The following is a 17,612-nucleotide window of genomic DNA, read 5'->3' on the forward strand; positions in this document are numbered from 1 at the left end:
GGACCACACGCGCAGCCCCTCAGAGCGGCGCGAGCACCAGCGACCAGAGCCAGCGCCCGCCGACGACCCGGTGCACGACCACGAACAGGGCGGTGATCGCGAGTCCGACCGGCAGCAGCACGGCGCCGGCCGCGAGGCGGTCGGCGGGCACGGCGAGCAGCAGGCCGAGCGGCACCGACGCGCAGGCTGCGACCAGCGCCGCGACGAGAGCGGCGCGGCGGTCCCGGGTCGGCTGCGGCACGACGCCGATCCGGCGCCGGACCAGCCAGTGGGCGAGGGCCCACGCGGCCGTGGTCCCGAGGGCGGTGCCGCCCGCGATCGCCGGCACGACGAGTTCGGCAGGCAGGAGGAGCCCGCCGACGAGCGCCCCCACCGCGACGCCGACGGCCGAGACGACCTGGGTCGCCAGCGAGTCGCGGGCCCGACCCAGCGCGAACATCGCCCGGTTGAGGACGTAGGTCTGGCTGAAGCCGACCAGGCTCAGGGCGAGCAGCTGCAGGACTCCGCCGATCACCGGTGTGCCGAAGACGAGCTGCGTGAGCAGTGGCGCCGCCGCGACGAACAGGAGCGTCGCGAGCAGAGTGACGGCGAGCACCGCGTCCTCGGTCCGTCGGAGGTTCACCGCCGCGGCCGCCCGATCGCCGCGGTGCAGGTCCCGGCTGAGCGGCGTGAACATCGCCGTGGCGACGGAGACGACCAGGATGCCGTGCGGCAGCAGGAGCAGCAGCTGCGCGCTCGAGAAGGAGTTGAGGCTCGGCCCGTCGACGCCGGCGCGGTTCATGGCCTGGCCGGCCGCCGTCGCCGCGTTCGAGACGACGATGTACGACACCTCTGCGACGAGGGCGCCGAGGAACACCCAGACCGCGTCCCGCGACACTCCGCCGAGACCGGCGACGCCGAAGCGCGGCCGCAGGCGGACGCCGACGGACCGCGAGAACGCGACCGCGATCACCCCCTGCACCACGATCGCCGCAGTGGCAGTGCCGCACAGGAGCGCCACCATCTCCGGCGTCCACTCGTCGGCGGGTGTCGACGCCGCCTCGGGGTGGATCAGGAGGAACACCGCGATCCCGAGCACCGAGATCACGTTCGCGCAGGCGGGCGCCCACGCGCCCGGCCCGTACTTCTCGGCGGAGTTGAGCAGCTGCGAGAAGACGGCGAAGACGATGTAGAAGAAGATCTGCGGCAGGCACCAGTAGGCCATCTGGGTGGCGAGCAGAGCCCAGTCGGCCGACCAGCCCCCGGCGTAGAGCCCGACGATCAGCGGCGCCGCGAGCGTGCAGGCGGCCGTGAGGAGCGCCGCTCCGCCGAGGCACACGGTGAGCAGCCGCTCGAGGGTCCGCACGCCCTCCGGTCCGTCGGCCCGCGCCCGGACCATCTGCGGCACGAGCACCGCGCCGAGCACCCCGCCCGCGATGAGCCCGTACAGGTAGGTGGGCGCGGAGTTCGCGACCTCGAACACCTGCCCGCCGACCGACGCGCTCGTGCCGCCGACCGCCACGACCAGGAGCGCCAGCCGGACGAACCCGAGGATCCGCGAGACGAACGACGCGACCACCATCCCCCCGGTCGCGCTGCGCATCCGGGCAGCATAGGCGGTGCGACCCGGGTCGCCACCGACCGCGGCGCCCGCCGGGGTCGATGCGTCACGAACGGTCGTCACGGGCGCGGGAGAGGGGCCGATCGTGACGCATCGATCCCGAGGGGGCCGGAGGCGGGAGCGGAGCGGGCGGCGCTAGACGCGCACGGGTGCGACGGAGGCGCGGCGGATCAGCCGCGTCTCCAGCTCCATGCGGGTGGCCGAGGCTCCCGAGGCGAGCGGGGTCGCCGACCGGTGCGCCTGGTGCAGCATCCGGAAGGCGATGGCGCCCATCTCGCCGATGGGCTGCTGGATCGTGGTCATCGGCGGGGTCGCCCAGGCCGACTCCTCGACGTCGTCGAAGCCGATGACGCTGAGGTCTCGCGGGATGCGGAGGCCGGCGTCGTCGGCGGCCTCGTAGACGCCGAGCGCCATCACATCGGAGCAGGCGAAGAAGGCGGTCGGCGCGTCCGGCTCGGCGAGCATCAGCCCGGCGGCCTCGCGGGCCAGCTCGCGGTCCCAGTCGCAGTAGGCGACGCGCGGATCCTCGACCCCGGCGGCGCGGAGCGCGGTGGTGAAGCCGTCGATCCGGGCGCTGCTGTAGAGCTGGGTGCGGGTGCCGCCGAGGACGCCGAAGCGGGTGTGGCCGGCGTCGAGGAGGTGCTCGGCGGCCATGCGGCCCCCGTCCCAGTTGGTCGCGCCGACGCTCGCGACGTCGGCCGGCGGCCGCGTGCTGGGGTCGACGACGACGACGGGCAGCTCGGCGGTGGTCAGCAGGTGCAGCTGCGCGGCCGAGACGTTGACCAGCACCACGATGGCGCCGAGCGAGGGGCGGCGGAGGAGGCGGCTGATCCAGGCGCCGTCGTCGCGGGCGCGGGTGAGCACCAGGTCGACCCCGGCGGCGGAGGCCTCGGCCTCGATGCCCTCGAGGACCGGGCCGATCCAGGTGCCGCCGATGTGGCCGACGACGACGTCGACGATCTGGGCGGAGTGCGGATCCTCGACCGGCGGGCGCAGGCGCGGACGGCGGCGGTAGCCGAGCGCGTGCGCCGCCTCCATCACGCGCAGACGGGTCGCCTCCGAGACGTCGGTGCCGCCGTTGAGCACCTTCGAGACGGTGGGGACGCTCGTCCCGGCGCGCTCGGCGATGAGCGCCATGGTCGGGCGGGTGGTCGCTCCGGAGACGTCGTCGTGGTCGGGCATGTGCTCACCGTAGCGGATACCGACTTTCGCAACTGGACCGGCGCGCGGACGGCTTGCTCCCGCCGGGAACCGCGGTGCATGATGGTCGGACGCCGGGGCTCCCGCACAGAAGTTGCGCAAGTCCTGTTCGATGACGAACCGCGGAGCGATCCGCCCGCACGTGAGGACGACGATGACCGACCACTCCCCGACCACTCCCGGCAAGACGGCCCTCGTCGTCCGAGGGGGCTGGGACGGCCACCAACCGGTCGAGGCGACCGAGCTGTTCCTGCCGTTCCTCCGCGACAACGGCTACGACGTGCGCGTCGAGGAGTCGACCGCCGTGTACGCCGACGAGGCCTACATGCGGACGGTCGACCTGATCGTGCAGTCGAACACGATGACCTCCATCCAGTGGGAGGAGTTCCTGGGCCTCCGCGCGGCGGTCGAGCGCGGCACGGGCCTCGCCGGCTGGCACGGCGGGATCGCCGACTCCTACCGCGACAACTCCGACTACCTGCAGCTGATCGGCGGCCAGTTCGCCTCGCACCCCGGCAAGCACCCGGACGAGCGCACCGGCGAGCAGTCGGACAACTACATGCCGCACACGATCGAGATGACGGCCCTCGCCGCCGACCACCCGATCACGCAGGGCATCACCGACTTCGAGCTGGTCACGGAGCAGTACTGGGTGCTGCACGACGACTACAACGACGTGCTCGCCACGACCACGCAGGCCGTCCGCCCGTGGGACCCGTGGAAGCGCCCCATCACCTCCCCCGCGATCTGGACCCGCCTCTGGGGCGAGGGCCGCATCTTCGTCTCGACGCCGGGCCACCGCGTCGAGATCCTCCAGGACGACAACGTCCGCACGATCATCGAGAGGGGAATGCTGTGGGCGTCCCGCTGAGAGTCGGCATCATCGGCGTCGGGAAGATCAGCGAGCAGTACCTCGCGAACCTCCCGACCTTCCCCGGCCTCCGCCTCGTCGCGGTCGCCGACCTGAACCAGGAGCGGGCGCAGCAGGTCGCCGACGAGCAGGGCGTCCGCGCCCTCACCGTCGACGCGCTGATCGACGACCCGGAGATCGACGCGGTGCTGAACCTCACGATCCCGGCGGCGCACGTCGAGATCGGCACCCGCGCCTTGAAGGCGGGCAAGCACGTCTTCGCCGAGAAGCCGCTCGGGCTGAACCCGGCCGAGGCCGCGCCGATGCTCGACCTCGCGGACGAGCTGGGCCTGCGCTTCGCGAGCGCCCCGGACACGGTGCTCGGGACCGGCGTGCAGACCGCGCGCCTCGCCCTCGACTCCGGAGCGATCGGCACCCCGATCGCCGCGCAGGTGCACTGGGCCGCTCCCGGCCACGAGCGCTGGCACCCGGCGCCCGAGTTCTACTACCAGCCCGGCGGCGGCCCGCTGCTGGACATGGGCCCGTACTACCTGACGGCGCTCGTGCACTTCTTCGGGCCGGTCGTCCGCGTCACGGGCCTGGCCACCCGCTCCGACCGCCCGCGCACGGTCGAGACCGGGCCGAAGGCGGGCACGCCGATCGAGGTGACGATCGACACGCACATCACCGCGCTGCTCGAGCACGCGAGCGGAGTCGCCACCACCGTCACCGTGAGCTTCGAGGTCTGGCGCAGCCGGGCCCCGAAGTTCGAGGTCTACGGCACCGAGGGCACCATCTCGGTCCCGGATCCGAACATGTTCTCGGACCCGGTCGAGGTCGCCGTCCGCGACGAGGACTGGCGGGTCGTCCCCGACTCCGCCGGCGTGATCGACACCGGTCGCGGAGTGGGACTGGCCGACCTCGCGGAGGCGATCGCGGAGGACCGCCCGCACCGCGCCTCCGGCCGCGTGGCCCTGCACGTGCTCGAGATCATGGACGCCGTGCTCCGCTCGAACGAGGAGAAGGCGGTCGTGACGATCGCGAGCACCGCCGAGAAGCCCGACGTGATGCCGCTGCGCACGGCGGGCTCGATCGGCGCCTGACAGCGCCGGGGGGCGACGACGGGAGGCGGGGGATCGCCGCCAGCGCGTCGCTCCCCGTTCGGGGGTGACGGCGGGGGGCGACGCCGTAGACTCGGCGGATCGACGGTCCTCAGCCGCCGCCGCACGCGGAGGGGGATCGGCCGTGGCAGTCGGCTTCCGGCGGAGCGGTGAGCTCCGTGCCCTCGCGCGCCCCCGGCTCCGGGCGGCCGGCGACCCGCTCTCCCCCGAGGACCACCGCTCCCGGCTGTCCGGTTGGCTCAGCATGCCCGGCGGGCCGGGTCTCGTGCGCCCCTCCGCCCTCGCTCCGGCGTGGGAGGCGCCCCTGCTCCGGCTCGTGCGCGCCGGGGCGCCGGCGGAGGACCTGCACGAGGCGACCACCGGCTCCCCCGAGGGCTCGCGCCTCGCGGCCGTCGTCGAGCTCGTCCGCGACGCCCTGCACTCCGCGGACGACGATCGCGCTCTGCGGCTCACCGGCTGGCTGGTGCGCATCCGCTACGACCCGTCGGCCGACTCCTTCCTCCGCCGCTACGGGATCGCGCTGACCGTCCGCCTGCCGCTGAGCGGCGGCCTCGACGTGGAGGTGCCGCTCGACGCCCCGGCGCTGCGCCTGCTCTACGCCGAGCTGGCAGCACCGATGGATCCGACCGCGGCTGTCGTGGCGGTCGAGACCCTGGAGCCGTCGACCCTCGCGGCGTCGACGCTCGCCTCCCTCTACTCCGCCCGCCGCCGCTGGAGCGACGTGGCCGAGTTCTCGGCGCCCGTCGAGAACGTGGACGCCGCCTCCGCCGCGGTGCTCATCCGCCGCGGCGTCGCTCTTCGCGAGCTCGGCCTGATCGAGGGCGCCCTCGAGGCGTTCGACCGCGTGGTGCGCCCGACCGTCACCAGCGCGCGTCCCGTGGAGCTGCGGGCGGAGGCGCTGCTCGAGCGCGCGAGCACGCTCCTCTCGGACGGGCGCACGGCTCCTGCTCGGCGCGATCTGGAGCGCGTGCTCTCCCGCTACCCGGACAGCGCCGCGGCGCACGAGCTGCTGGCGGTCACCGGGCGCTGACGCGACGGAGGGGCGCACCCTCTGCAGGATTCGCCCCTCCGGGGAGTGCCTCGGCTCAGTGCGTCGGCTCAGCCCTCGGCCTTCGAGGGCTTGCCCTCGGCGGGCAGGACCTCGTGCGGGGTGTCGCGCTCGTCCTCGCCCTCGGCCTGCGACGGCTTGTCGGACTGGTCGTCCGGGTCCTCGACGGGGCTCGGGGTCTGGTCGCTCATCGGAGTCCCTCCGGCTCGTCGGACGTGGCGGACGGCTCGGGGTGCGCCTCGAACTCCATCCAGGCGCGGTCCAGATCGGCCTGCGCCGACTCGGGCTCGCTGGCGAAGTAGCCGTCGTAGATCGCGCGGCCGCCGTGCTCGGGCAGGTCGTCGCGACCGCCGAAGACCTGCGCGAAGCGGCCGACCTCGTCGTCCCTCTTCTGCTGATCCCGCAACCAGGCGGGGAAGGTCTGCGTCATGGTGACACCTCTCTCTCCTGCCCTCCAGCCAATCGCCCGCCGCGGATCCGGGCAAGCCCTTCCGCCGCGGGCCCCGAGGGGCCAGGCTCCGCCCTGGAGAAGCGGCGCTCCGCCCTGGAGGAGCGGCGCTCCGCCCTCTAGAGGACATGTCCGCTACAGGGCGCCCCCGCCCCCGCCGCGGAGGAGAGCCGGCCCCTAGCGTGAGCCCGTGACCGACCCCGCTTCTCCGCGCCCCGCCCGCACCGCCGCGGGTCTGCGCCGCACTCTGCTCGCTCTGACCGCGACCGTCGCGCTGCTCGCCGGCACTGCGGCCCCCCTCGCCTCCGCCGAGCCGGACCCGGTGCCGGTCGGGAACGACCACCTCGCCAACGGCGTCGCCGCCTGGGGGCGCTACCTCAACGGGGAGTGGGACGTGCCGGCGGGCATGTCCGACCTCACGGACGTCGCGAGCAGCTACAGCCACACCCTCGCGCTCCACACCGACGGCACCGTCGAGGCCTGGGGAGCGGATCTGGAGGGCGAGCGGGACGTGCCGGCCGGGCTCCGCGAGGTGACCGCGATCTCGACCGGGTACCTCCACAGCATCGCCCTCACGATGGAGGGGACGGTCGTCGCGTGGGGCGACGACCGTCAGGGCCAGACCGACGTCCCGGCCGGACTCGGCGGCGTGACCGCCGTCGCCGCGGGCAGCTACCACACCCTCGCTCTGCGGGGCGACGGGACCGTGGCGGCCTGGGGCTCCGATCAGTTCGGAGCGACCGACGTGCCGGCGGGTCTCTCCGGAGTGGTCGCGATCGCCGCGGGCGGCTGGAACAGCCTCGCGCTGCGCGCCGACGGGACGGTCGTGGCGTGGGGCGGCGACGACAGGGGCGCGTACACCGCCCCAGCAGGCCTCCGCGACGTCGTCGCCGTCTCGGTCAGCTACTCCCACAGCCTCGCCCTGAAGCGGGACGGCACCGTCGTCACCTGGGGCGACCCCGCCGACTCCGGCTTGCCGCGGGTCCCCGCCGATCTCGGCGGCATCACCGCGATCGCCGCCGGCATCGGCTTCAGCGTCCTGCTGACATCCGACGGCACCGTCGTCTCCCTGCACCCCGACGGCGACACGGAGCTGGACGTCCCGGCCGGGATCACCGGCGCCACCGGCATCGCGGTCGGCTTCAACCACGCCTTCGCGATCGGCCCGCTGCCGACCCTCACCGCCGACACCGCCGAGACGCTCGTCAAGACCGGGACCCGCTACTCCGCGACCTTCACGGCGTCCGGCCCGGCCGCGACCTTCGAGGTCTCGTCCGGCGCCCTTCCCGCGGGGGTGGCCCTCTCGCCGGAGGGCGTCGTCTCGGGCAGGCCGACCACCGCAGGCGACTCCACCTTCACGGTGAGCGCGCGGAACGCGTACGGCACCACGGCCGGCGTGCCGCACACGGTCAGCGTGGTCCCCGCGAACACCCCGCCCGTCGTGACGGTCGCCTCCGCCACCGACGGCGCCTCCTACGAGAAGGGCTCGGAGCCGAGGGCCGCCTGCGCGATCACGGATGCGGAGAGCGGAACGTTCAGCGAGGAGGCCGTCGTCACCGGCACGCTCGTGAACGGCCTCGGCACCCGCACGGCGACCTGCACCTGGACCGACCCCGGAGGACTGACCACGACCGCCGCCGCGACCTACCGGATCGTCGACACCGGCGTCCCCACCATCGCCGCGACGACCGCGCCGACGGCTCCGAACGCCGCGGGCTGGTTCCGCTCCCCCGTCTCCGTCGGCTTCTCCTGCGCCGACGGCAGCGGCTCCGGGATCCGCAGCTGCACCCCCGCGCGGATCCTGCGCGAGGGCCCCGGCCAGAGCGTCACCGGCACCGCCGTCGACAACGCGGGCAACCGCGCCACGACGACCCGCAGCGGCATCGCCATCGACACCACGAAGCCGCAGCTCTCGTTCACGTCGAGGCCCGAGGGGTCCTACCCCTTCGGCACCGTGCTCCCGGAGGCGCGCTGCCTCGCGGACGACGCGCTCTCGGGCCTCACCGGCGCCTGCGTGATCACGGGCGGCGGCCGCTCCGTCGGTCCGCACGTGTACCGGGCGACCGCGACCGACCGGGCGGGCAACGTCTCGACCCTCACCGCGTCCTACACCGTGACCCCGTGGACGATCGGCGGGCTCAGCACCTCGGTGAAGAGCGTGGCCGCCGGCGCCGCGACCGGCATGACGTTCCAGGTGACCTCGACGTCCTCCGCGGGAACGTTCCGCCACTCCGCCCTCGCCGACGTGCGCAGCGTCACGCAGAAGCAGACCTCCTGCACCGCCAGCGCCGTCCTCACCGGAGCGCCGACGACCACCCTGACCGGACGCCTCCGCTACGACACCGCGACGAACCGCTACGTGAAGGCGTGGACGGTGCCCGCGAAGCGGGGCACCTGCTGGACGCTGACGGTCACGACGGCGGACGGCAGCACGGGGAGCGCCCGGTACTCAGTGAAGTAGCGGCGCCGGACGGCCGCCGCGGTCCGGTCAGGCTCCCGCCGCGGCGTACCGCTCCGCGAGCACGCGGAACGCGGCGGCCAGCTCGGGCGGCTCGGCCCCGGCCATCGGAGCGTCGAACCGGCCGAACGACGCGGCGAGCGCCTCCCACGACCAGGCGCCGAGGGCGAGTCGGCAGCCCGCGTCGCCGAGGTCCTCCACCTCCCCGTCGCCCGCGTAGGGCAGGACCTCGGCGGCGGGCGCCTCGAGCACCACCGAGCCGCGGCACGGCCACCCCTCCCCGGGCGCTCCGCCGCGGAACCGCGCCTCCAGGAACTCGGCGGGACTCCCGCCCGGCAGCACCCGGCGGCGGAAGCGAGCCCCGCGGGGCGAGCGCGGCTCGAGCCGGTCGACGCGGAACACCCGCCAGCCGTCGCGGTCGAGGTCGAAACCGATGAGGTACCAGCGGCCCTGACGCGCGACCAGGTGGTGGGGCTCGACGCGGCGCACCGCCTCCGCGTACGCGAAGCGGAGCACCTCCGAGGCCCGGACGGCCGCCGCGACCGCGACCAGCCGCTCCGGAGGGACTGCGGGGGCCGGCGCCGCCGCGACCGTGAAGCGCAGCGCATCCGCTCGGGGCCGGAGCCGGGCGGGCAGGACCTGCCGCACCGTCGCCAGCGCACGGGCCGACGCCTCCTCGAGCCCCGTGATCGGCGCGCGCAGGGCGGCGGTGAGGGCGAGCACCTGCTCGTCGTCGAAGAGCAGCGGCGGGAGCTCGGCGCCGGCCTCGAGCCGGTACCCGCCGTCGGGGCCCTTCGCCGCGTCGATCCGGTAGCCCATCGTGCGGAGTCGGTCGACGTCGCGACGCACCGTGCGCGGCGCGATCCCCAGGCGCTCGGCGAGCACTCCGCCCGGCCAGTCGCGGCGGGTCTGCAGGAGGGAGAGGAGCAGGAGGAGCCGCTCGGTCGTCGTGGGCACGTCCCGAGGGTATTCCGAGAAGAGGACCGTCACTGTCCTCTTCTCCTGGGAGCGTCGGGGCACCGGGTGATCGACCCGGCACGACTGCGAGGAGCGCACCATGAGCATCACCACGACGACCCACCTCAACTTCCGCGGACAGGCCCGCGAGGCGCTGGAGTTCTACGCCTCGGTCACGGGAGGCCGGGTCGACGCGATGTCCTACGCGGACGCGAACGCTGTCACCTCGCCCGACGAGGCCGACCAGCTGATGTGGGGCCAGGTCGTCTCCGAGGCCGGCTTCCGCGTCATGGCGTACGACGTCCCCGCGCACACGGCTCACGACCCGGGCACGATCCCGGTGTTCGTGTCGCTGCGCGGCTCCGACGCCGACGAGCTGCACCGCCTCTGGGACGGCCTCTCGGAGGGGGCGGCGGTCGTCGTGCCCCTGGCCCCGGCGGCCTGGTCGCCCCTCTACGGGATGCTGCGCGATCGCTTCGGAGTGACGTTCGTCGTCGACCTCGAGGTCGCCTGGGGCTGAGGCCCGCGGGCTCGGCGGCGGGGCGCGTCCCGCTGCGGACGCGCCGGCCGCCGACTCGGTACGCTCAGCACCGGATCCGGTCGGAGGGACGCTGCATGCTGGAGACGATCTCCGAGGCCCTCTCGCTGGTCACCCTCCCCCTCGGCGTGCTGTTCCTGCTCGCCGCGTTCGTCGCGGCGCTGATCGACGGACGCTGGCTGACGACGACCGCCTACCTCGAGGAGGGTCCGCCCCTCGCGCTGCACTGGGTGACCCGGGCCGGCGAGGTGCGATCGCGTCCGCTGTCCGCCGGGGACCCGCTGACGCCGACGCGGTCGGACCAGCGGGAGGTGCACTACCGCGAGGAGGATCCGCACCGCATCCGCCTGCACCGGTGGAGCGACGCGGTGCGGGCGCTGCGCCTGACCGGCCTGATCCTGCTCGCGGCGGGCGTCGTCCTCGGGATCCTGTCGACGGCGCTGGCGGTCCTCGCCTAGGCGGCGCTCCGTGCGCGAGGATCGGACCCGTGGATGCGGAACGGGTTCTCGGAGACGGTCGGGCCGACGGGGTGTGGTGCCGGCTCGGGGAGCCGCTGACGGTCGCGCAGATCGCTCGCGGCGGGCCCGCGTGGCTGTGCCTGGACGCGCAGCACGGCGCGTTCGACGATGCCGCGGTCCTCGCCTCCCTGCGCGCGCTCGGCGCCGTGAGCGGGAGGCCGCCCGTCGGCGTACGGGTCGCCGGGCTCTCCGACGCGCTGATCGGCAGGGCGCTCGACGCCGGAGCGGACGTCGTCGTCGTCCCGATGATCGAGACGGTCGAGGAGGCGCTCGCGGCCGTCCGCGCCGCGCACTACCCGCCGCTCGGCCGCCGCAGCTGGGGGCCGATGTCCGATCTCTGGGGCGCCGCTCCCCCGTCGGCCGCCGAGGCGCGCACCGCGCTCTGGGTCATGATCGAGACGCAGGCCGGCCTCGACGCCGTTGATCGGATCCTCGCGGTGCGGGGCGTGAGCGGAGTCTTCGTCGGCCCGTTCGACCTCGCGATCGGCCTCGGACGGGACCTGTCCGACCTGCTCGCCGCGGACGGACCGGACGACCCGCTGCCGAGGATCGCCGCGGCGGCCCGGCGCGCGGGCAAGGGCGCCGGGGCCTACGCGGGCGACCGCGAGCGCGCCGGGCTGCTGCGAGCGCTCGGCTTCACGAGGGTCGCGGTCGCGACGGATCAGTCGCTGATCGCGCTCGGCACCGCGGCGGCGCTCGACGCGGACGCCGCCGACTCCGGCTGCTGAGCCCGAGGCCGGGAACGGGGCCGGACGCCGGTCACCGGCGAGCGCTCCCGCCGGGGGGATGCACGGGCTCCGGCGGCTCGGGGACGAAGCGGAGGCCGCCGGCGGAGTTCGCGAGATCGGTGAGCGCCGAGATCCAGGCGGGGTTGATGCGGGGCATGCGGCCGCCGGCGTAGGTGTAGCGGAGCGTGTGCGAGGGGTGCAGCCAGATCGCGCTGCGGCCGTCGCTCATCCCGTTCTCGTCGCGCCAGGTGAGCAGGCACGACTCCCCCCGGCGCAGCTTCGCGGTGAGGACGATCTGCAGGTGGGCGAGCACCCGGTCCTCGACGTCGATCTCGACCGATCCGTCGTAGTGCAGCTTCCCCATCGGCGTCTCCCGGCCTCGTCCTCGGAGGACGGGCGCGCCTCCGGCCCACCATCCTCGGCTGTCGTCCAGTGACCAGTTCGGGGCGGCGACAACCAGCGGAACAGCTGGTATCGGCGGATCCGCTGGTCTCGACGGGCGGGGCTCAGGCCGGCGGGTTCGCCGCCATGAAGTCGCGCATCGGCAGCAGGTTCTGGAGGGGCGCGAAGTACCCGAAGCGGGGCAGGTCGAAGACCACTCCCGCGACTCCGGAGGATCCCATCGCCGCGATCCACTCGAGCGCGGCCGGCATCGGCACCTTCAGCACGCGCGACGCGTCCTCGTCGGAGAGGCCGGCGTGCAGCGCCCCGGCGCGGGCGCGCTCCCCCGTGGTGAAGGCGAAGACCATCGGCCCCGACTCCAGGCCGCCGACGAAGGGGGTGGGCGCGTCGTCCGGCCCCCGCGCGATGAAGCACCACATCGGCAGGGCGTAGACGCTGCGCCAGAGCGCGTCCATCGCGGCGAAGCTCTCGGGGTCGGCGCGCAGGGCCTCCGCCCGGGCGTCGATCTCGACGGTCTGATCCATGGGGCTCCCCTCGGCGCCGGCGATCGGCGCGGACCTCCACGCTAACGATGCTCCCGCTGGGCCGCACCCGCGATCGATCCGTCAGCAGCGGCCCGTCCCCGCGGCGGGCACGGGCCGCGGACGACGGATGGATGCGGTGGTGGCTGTGCGAGCCGTCCGCTGATCCGCCCGGCCACTGGCCCCGTCCAGGCGGTTAGGTTAGGTTAACCTTCGCAACCCACACCACCCCCTTCGAAGGATCGCCGTGCCCGCCACTCGCACCCCCCTCCGCCTGACCGCCGTCGCCTCGCTCGGCCTCGCCGCGCTGCTGCTCACCGCCTGCTCGGGAGGAGCCGACGCAGGCTCCGAGGGCACGTCCGAGAGCAACGCCGCCGAGAGCAGCGAGGGCTTCCCCGTCACCGTCGACCACGCCTTCGGCAGCACCACCGTCGAGTCGGCCGACCGCGTCGTCGCGACGAGCTGGACCAATCAGGACGTGGCGCTCGCGCTGGGCGTGACCCCGGTCGGCTTCACCCGCGCCTCCTACGGCGACGAGGACGGCGACGGCCTGCTGGTGTGGACGAAGGAGGCGCTCGACGCCTCCGGCGCCGAGACCCCGACCCTGTTCGACGAGACCGACGGCGTGCCCTTCGAGGCGATCTCGGACCTCAGCCCGACCGTGATCCTCTCGGCCTACTCCGGCATCACCCGGCAGGACTACGACACCCTCAGCCAGATCGCCCCCACCGTCGCCTACCCGGGCCTGCCCTGGGGCACGACCTGGCAGGACTCCGCGAAGCTCGACGGCGCCGCGCTGGGCCTCGAGGACGAGGCCGTCGCGAAGGTCGGCGAGATCGAGAGCGACATCACGCAGACCACCGCGTCCTACCCGCAGCTCGCGGGCACCACGTTCATGTACGGCTGGTACGACCCGACCGACGCGAGCACCTTCACCTACTACACGCCGAACGACGCGCGCGTGAAGTTCGTCGAGGACCTCGGACTCGACGTCGCCCCGAGCGTCGCCGAGCTCTCCGGCGACTCGGAGGCGTTCAGCGGCACGATCAGCTCCGAGAACGCCGACCAGCTCGACGCCGACGTGCTCGTCGTCTACGGCGACGACACGACCCTCGCCGCACTGCAGGCCGACCCGCTGCTCTCCAAGATCCCGGCCGTCGAGCGGGGCTCCGTCTACGTGCTCGAGGACGGCTCCTCCGCCGCCATGGCCACCTCGTCGCCGAACCTGCTCAGCATCCCGTGGGTGCTCGACGAGTACACCGCCGGCCTCGCCGCGGCCGCCGACAAGGTGTCGTGACCCGCACCGCACCCACCCGGAAGACGAGGGCGACCGCGCTGGCGGTCGCCCTCGTCGCGCTGGCCGTCGCGTCGGTCCTCTCGCTCGTGTACGGCTCCCGCGAGATCCCGCTCGGCGAGGTCTGGCCGGCGCTGACCTCGCCCGATCCGGCGTCCATCGTCGACGCGGCGGTGCAGGGGCGGGTGCCGCGGACGGTCCTCGCGATCCTGGTCGGCGCCGCGCTCGGGCTCGCCGGAGCCGTGATGCAGGGCCTGACCCGCAACCCGCTCGCCGATCCGGGCATCCTCGGCCTCAACTCCGGCGCCTCGCTCGCGGTCGTGCTCGGGATCGCCGGGGTCGGCGCGACGAGCCTGCCGCAGTTCATCTGGCTCGCGTTCCTCGGAGCCGCCGCCGCCGGGGCGTGCGTCTACGCGGTCGCGTCGCTCGGCCGCGAGGGCGCCACTCCGCTGAAGCTCGCCCTCGCCGGAGCCGCCACCGCCGCCGCGCTCACCTCCCTCATCAGCGCGGTCCTGCTCACCCAGGAGACCACGCTGAACCGCTTCCGCTTCTGGCAGGTCGGCGGAGTCGGCGGCGCCGAGACCGCGAGCATCCTGCAGGTCCTCCCGTTCCTCGCGGTCGGCGCGGTGCTGGCCCTCTCCAGCGCGCGAGGGCTCGACGCCCTGGCGCTCGGCGACGACCTGGCGACCGGCCTCGGCCGGCGCGTGGGGCGCATCCGCCTGGTCGCGGGGCTCGCGGCCGTGCTGCTCTGCGGCGCCGCGACCGCGATCGCCGGACCGATCGGATTCATCGGCCTGGTCGTCCCGCACCTCGCCCGCCGCGTCACCGGCCCCGCGCACGCCTGGCTGCTGCCCTCCTCCGCTCTGCTCGGCGCCCTGCTGCTGCTCGTCGCCGACGTGGTCGGCCGCGTGGTCGCCCGGCCGAGCGACGTCGAGGTGGGCATCGTGACCGCGCTGATCGGCGCCCCGGTGCTCATCGCGATCGTGCGCCGCTCGAAGGTGCGGGCGCTGTGAGGACCGCGGAGGCGCCCGCCGCGGTCGGCATCGCGGCCGGCCGCACGCTGCGCCGTCGGCGCACGGTCATCGGCTGCGCGGTCCTCGCGGTGCTCGTGCTGGCGCTCGTCGTCGTCTCGCTCACGGTCGGCAGCACGGTCTACTCGGTGCCGGAGGTCGTCCGCGTGATCCTCGGCGAGACCGTGCCGGGCGCCTCCTTCACCGTGGGCACGCTGCGGCTGCCGCGCACCATCACGGCCGTCCTGGTGGGCGTGGGCTTCGGGATGGGCGGCGTGATCTTCCAGACGATGCTGCGCAACGCCCTCGCCAGCCCCGACATCATCGGCATCACGTCGGGGGCGAGCGCGGCGGCCGTCGTCGCGATCGCGTTCTTCGGGCTCTCGGGCGGCGCGGTCTCGGTGATCGCGGTCGCGGCTGGGCTCGCGACGGCCCTGATCATCGCCGGGCTGGCCGAGGGCGGCGGAGTGATCGGGGCGCGGCTGATCCTCATCGGCATCGGCGTCGCGGCGATGTTCCAGAGCGTGATCGCCTACGTGCAGACCCGCGCCGACTTCGAGGACGTCCAGGAGTCGCTGCGCTGGCTGACCGGCAGCCTCAACTCGGCCGCCTGGCCCTCCGTCCCGCCGCTCGCGCTGACGATGCTCGTGCTGGTGCCGCTGGCGCTGCTGCTCTCGGGCCGGCTCGGCGTGCTGCAGCTCGGCGACGAGTCGGCGACCGCGCTCGGGCTCGACGTGCGGCGCAGCCGGCTGGCCCTGCTCGCGGTCGGAGTCGGCCTCGTGGCCGTCGCGACCGCCGCCACCGGCCCGATCGCGTTCGTCGCCTTCGTCTCGGGGCCGATCGCGCGGCGGATCCTGCCGAGCGCGCGCACGCTGCTGATCCCCTCCGCCCTGGTCGGCGCGGTCGTGGTGCTCGCCGCCGACCTGCTCGCCCAGTACGTCGTCGGCGCGCTGTTCTCGGGCGCGCGCTTCCCGGTCGGCGTCGTCACCGGCGCCCTCGGCGCGCCCTTCCTGCTCTGGCTCCTCGCCCGCCGCAACCGCTCCGGAGGCTCCCTGTGACCGACGCCCCGCCCACCCTCTCCGCCGACGCGGTCACCCTCGCCTACGACGAGCGCGTGGTGGTCGACGGGCTCTCGCTCGCCGTGCCGCCCGGCCGGATCACGGTGATCGTCGGCGCGAACGCCTGCGGCAAGTCGACGCTCCTGCGCGCGATGGCGCGGCTGATCACCCCGCGCTCGGGGAGCGTCCTGCTCGACGGGCGCGCGATCCACCGGCTCCCGACGCGCCAGGTCGCGCAGCAGGTGGGGCTGCTGCCGCAGACCCCGATCGCGCCGGAGGGGATCGCCGTCTCGGACCTGGTCGCCCGGGGCCGCTACCCGCACCGGGGCCTCTTCGGCCGCGGCTCCGGATCGGACGACGACGCGATCGTCGAGGAGGCGCTGCGCGACACCGGCACGCTCGAGCTCGCCGACCGCCCCGTGGACGAGCTCTCGGGCGGGCAGCGCCAGCGGGTGTGGATCGCGATGGCCCTCGCCCAGCGGACCGACGTGCTCCTCCTGGACGAGCCGACGACCTACCTCGACGTGTCGCACCAGGTCGAGGTGCTCGACCTGCTCACCGACCTCAACCGCTCGCGCGGGACGACCATCGTGATCGTGCTGCACGACCTCAACCTCGCCGCCCGCTACGCCGACCACCTCGTCGCCGTGCGCGACGGAGCCCTGTACGCCTCGGGCACGCCCGCCGAGGTGGTGACGCCGGAGACGGTGCGCGCGGTGTTCGGGATGGAGTCGCGCGTGATCGAGGACCCGGTCTCGCGGACGCCGCTGGTGCTGCCGATCGGGCGCCACCACTCGGGCTGAGCCCGGCCGTTCAGACTGAGCGGTCAGGGCCGGCCGGTCAGGCCGGGGCCGCGGCCAGGGAGGCGCCGTCGACGAGCGTGCAGCGGAGGAGCTGCTGCTCCCGTCGCGCGGGGTCGCCCTCGATGAGGATCTGCACGGCGCGGCGCCCCATGTCGCGCCGGGGCAGCTCGAAGCCGGCCTGCCAGCCGGTGCGGTCGGCCGATCCGGAGAGCGACACCAGCGACAGGTCGCCCGGCACCGCCACCCCCTCGGCCTCGGCGGCCTCCTGCAGGAGGACGAACTGCTCCTCCTGCTCGGCGAGGACGACCGTGACGCCCTCGGCGGCGATCCGGCGGATCCACTCCCGCGGCGACGCCTCCGGCCCCGGGACGAGGTGGAGGAAGCCGTCGCCGAGCTCGGCCCGCGCGCCGGCCATGCGGTCGGTGTACGACTCGACGCCCTCGCCGTGGCCGGCGTAGGCGAAGCGGGTGTGGCCGAGGGCGCGCGCGCAGGAGATCAGCTCGCGGACGATCGACGCGTAGTCGGCGGCCACGTAGGGCACGGGCCCGCCGGCGTCGTCGCGGCGGCCGACGCTGACGAAGGAGAAGCCGCTCGCGTTGAGGAACTCGAGCTCCTCACGGGGCATGTGCTGCCCGAGGAGGATGCAGGAGTCGGCCAGGCGCAGCCGGGTGGCGCCGCCGCTCAGGCCGCCGCGGCGGCCGCCGACGCGGCCGCTGGTCAGCAGGAGGAGGTCGATGTCGCGGTTCTGCGCCTCCTCCTCGATGCCGGCGAGGAACGGGTGGAAGAAGTCCTCGCGGTCGAGCGGGAACAGGCTCTCGTAGGTGTAGACGCCGATCATGCCGGTGCCGACCTGCTTGAGGCGGCGCGCGATGGGGTCGGCGACGTACCCCGTCTCCTGGATCGCCTTGAGGATCCGCGCCCGCGTCGCCTCCGGGACCCGGGCGAGCTGCTCGCCCTTGTCGTTGAGCACGAACGACACCGTCGTCTGGCTGACTCCCGCGAGACGCGCGATGTCCTTCTGCGTGATCCGCGGCACCCGGACACCCCCGCTTCATCCT

19 protein-coding genes are annotated in these 17,612 nt (G+C 74.5%); 11 read left to right on the forward strand and 8 right to left on the reverse strand.

The annotated features are described in order from the left end of the window. Positions 1 to 19: 19 nt before the first annotated feature. Positions 20 to 1,582 (reverse strand): murein biosynthesis integral membrane protein MurJ, encoded by a 1,563-nt coding sequence (murJ, locus tag C5C57_RS13490; protein ID WP_104297724.1) that lies wholly within the window; start codon positions 1,580 to 1,582, stop codon positions 20 to 22. 153 nt (positions 1,583 to 1,735) lie between these two features. After that, complete coding sequence (locus C5C57_RS13495; RefSeq protein WP_104224297.1) at positions 1,736 to 2,782, reverse strand: LacI family DNA-binding transcriptional regulator; 1,047 nt, start codon at positions 2,780 to 2,782, stop codon at positions 1,736 to 1,738. 172 nt (positions 2,783 to 2,954) lie between these two features. On the opposite strand from C5C57_RS13495, the gene C5C57_RS13500 reads away from it, so the two are divergent. From C5C57_RS13500 to C5C57_RS13510, 3 genes are all read left to right on the forward strand, one after another. Beyond that, positions 2,955 to 3,671, forward strand: coding sequence for a ThuA domain-containing protein (locus tag C5C57_RS13500; protein ID WP_104227162.1), 717 nt, complete (start codon positions 2,955 to 2,957; stop codon positions 3,669 to 3,671). Further along, complete coding sequence (locus C5C57_RS13505) at positions 3,656 to 4,753, forward strand: Gfo/Idh/MocA family protein (protein WP_104297725.1); 1,098 nt, start codon at positions 3,656 to 3,658, stop codon at positions 4,751 to 4,753. Before C5C57_RS13500 ends, C5C57_RS13505 begins: the two co-directional genes overlap by 16 nt. Positions 4,754 to 4,895: 142 nt before the next feature. Then, complete coding sequence (locus C5C57_RS13510) at positions 4,896 to 5,801, forward strand: tol-pal system YbgF family protein (protein ID WP_104227147.1); 906 nt, start codon at positions 4,896 to 4,898, stop codon at positions 5,799 to 5,801. Between the two features lie 68 nt (positions 5,802 to 5,869). Here the strand turns inward: C5C57_RS13510 and C5C57_RS18175 are convergent, their stop codons facing one another. Both C5C57_RS18175 and C5C57_RS13515 read right to left on the reverse strand, forming a co-directional pair. Beyond that, positions 5,870 to 6,010, reverse strand: coding sequence for a hypothetical protein (locus tag C5C57_RS18175; RefSeq protein WP_159940045.1), 141 nt, complete (start codon positions 6,008 to 6,010; stop codon positions 5,870 to 5,872). Then, entirely contained in the window at positions 6,007 to 6,249 is a 243-nt protein-coding gene (locus C5C57_RS13515) for a hypothetical protein (protein ID WP_104297726.1), read from the reverse strand. Before C5C57_RS13515 ends, C5C57_RS18175 begins: the two co-directional genes overlap by 4 nt. A 208-nt stretch (positions 6,250 to 6,457) precedes the next feature. Between C5C57_RS13515 and C5C57_RS13520 the strand changes: the two genes are divergently transcribed. Then, positions 6,458 to 8,728: a PxKF domain-containing protein gene (locus C5C57_RS13520; RefSeq protein ID WP_104297727.1), complete on the forward strand. Its 2,271-nt coding sequence runs from the start codon at positions 6,458 to 6,460 to the stop codon at positions 8,726 to 8,728. A gap of 27 nt (positions 8,729 to 8,755) precedes the next feature. Here the strand turns inward: C5C57_RS13520 and C5C57_RS13525 are convergent, their stop codons facing one another. Then, entirely contained in the window at positions 8,756 to 9,682 is a 927-nt protein-coding gene (locus C5C57_RS13525; RefSeq protein WP_258072750.1) for a YafY family protein, read from the reverse strand. 100 nt (positions 9,683 to 9,782) lie between these two features. Between C5C57_RS13525 and C5C57_RS13530 the strand changes: the two genes are divergently transcribed. The 3 genes from C5C57_RS13530 to C5C57_RS18185 all read left to right on the forward strand — a co-directional run bounded on the left by C5C57_RS13530 (position 9,783) and on the right by C5C57_RS18185 (position 11,466). After that, complete coding sequence (locus tag C5C57_RS13530) at positions 9,783 to 10,202, forward strand: VOC family protein (protein WP_104297728.1); 420 nt, start codon at positions 9,783 to 9,785, stop codon at positions 10,200 to 10,202. A 95-nt stretch (positions 10,203 to 10,297) separates the two neighbouring features. Continuing rightward, the gene (locus tag C5C57_RS18180; RefSeq protein ID WP_181069210.1) at positions 10,298 to 10,678 is read left to right on the forward strand and encodes a hypothetical protein; all 381 of its coding nucleotides are present in this window, start codon (positions 10,298 to 10,300) and stop codon (positions 10,676 to 10,678) included. A gap of 29 nt (positions 10,679 to 10,707) precedes the next feature. Continuing rightward, complete coding sequence (locus tag C5C57_RS18185) at positions 10,708 to 11,466, forward strand: HpcH/HpaI aldolase/citrate lyase family protein (protein WP_181069212.1); 759 nt, start codon at positions 10,708 to 10,710, stop codon at positions 11,464 to 11,466. Between the two features lie 31 nt (positions 11,467 to 11,497). Here the strand turns inward: C5C57_RS18185 and C5C57_RS13540 are convergent, their stop codons facing one another. Together C5C57_RS13540 and C5C57_RS13545 are read right to left on the reverse strand one after the other, a co-directional pair. Next, entirely contained in the window at positions 11,498 to 11,830 is a 333-nt protein-coding gene (locus tag C5C57_RS13540; RefSeq protein ID WP_104224304.1) for an ATP-dependent DNA ligase, read from the reverse strand. A gap of 142 nt (positions 11,831 to 11,972) precedes the next feature. After that, complete coding sequence (locus C5C57_RS13545; RefSeq protein WP_104224305.1) at positions 11,973 to 12,392, reverse strand: hypothetical protein; 420 nt, start codon at positions 12,390 to 12,392, stop codon at positions 11,973 to 11,975. Between the two features lie 244 nt (positions 12,393 to 12,636). Here C5C57_RS13545 and C5C57_RS13550 point away from each other — a divergent pair, with 244 nt between their 5' ends. Genes C5C57_RS13550 through C5C57_RS13565 form a run of 4 tightly spaced genes read left to right on the forward strand, consistent with a single transcriptional unit; the run spans position 12,637 to position 16,554 of the window. Beyond that, the gene (locus C5C57_RS13550; RefSeq protein WP_181069214.1) at positions 12,637 to 13,686 is read left to right on the forward strand and encodes an iron-siderophore ABC transporter substrate-binding protein; all 1,050 of its coding nucleotides are present in this window, start codon (positions 12,637 to 12,639) and stop codon (positions 13,684 to 13,686) included. Continuing rightward, the gene (locus C5C57_RS13555; protein ID WP_104297730.1) at positions 13,683 to 14,696 is read left to right on the forward strand and encodes an iron ABC transporter permease; all 1,014 of its coding nucleotides are present in this window, start codon (positions 13,683 to 13,685) and stop codon (positions 14,694 to 14,696) included. The genes C5C57_RS13550 and C5C57_RS13555 overlap by 4 nt, the downstream gene beginning before the upstream one ends. Next, on the forward strand, positions 14,693 to 15,751 hold the full coding sequence (locus C5C57_RS13560) for an iron chelate uptake ABC transporter family permease subunit (RefSeq protein ID WP_104261585.1): 1,059 nt from the start codon (positions 14,693 to 14,695) through the stop codon (positions 15,749 to 15,751). Before C5C57_RS13555 ends, C5C57_RS13560 begins: the two co-directional genes overlap by 4 nt. Continuing rightward, on the forward strand, positions 15,748 to 16,554 hold the full coding sequence (locus C5C57_RS13565; protein WP_104297731.1) for an ABC transporter ATP-binding protein: 807 nt from the start codon (positions 15,748 to 15,750) through the stop codon (positions 16,552 to 16,554). Before C5C57_RS13560 ends, C5C57_RS13565 begins: the two co-directional genes overlap by 4 nt. Before the next feature lie 37 nt (positions 16,555 to 16,591). Here the strand turns inward: C5C57_RS13565 and C5C57_RS13570 are convergent, their stop codons facing one another. Further along, positions 16,592 to 17,590: a LacI family DNA-binding transcriptional regulator gene (locus C5C57_RS13570; protein ID WP_104297732.1), complete on the reverse strand. Its 999-nt coding sequence runs from the start codon at positions 17,588 to 17,590 to the stop codon at positions 16,592 to 16,594. Positions 17,591 to 17,612: the final 22 nt, after the last annotated feature.

This window comes from Rathayibacter sp. AY1C5 (assembly GCF_002931705.1).
Lineage (GTDB): Bacteria > Actinomycetota > Actinomycetes > Actinomycetales > Microbacteriaceae > Rathayibacter.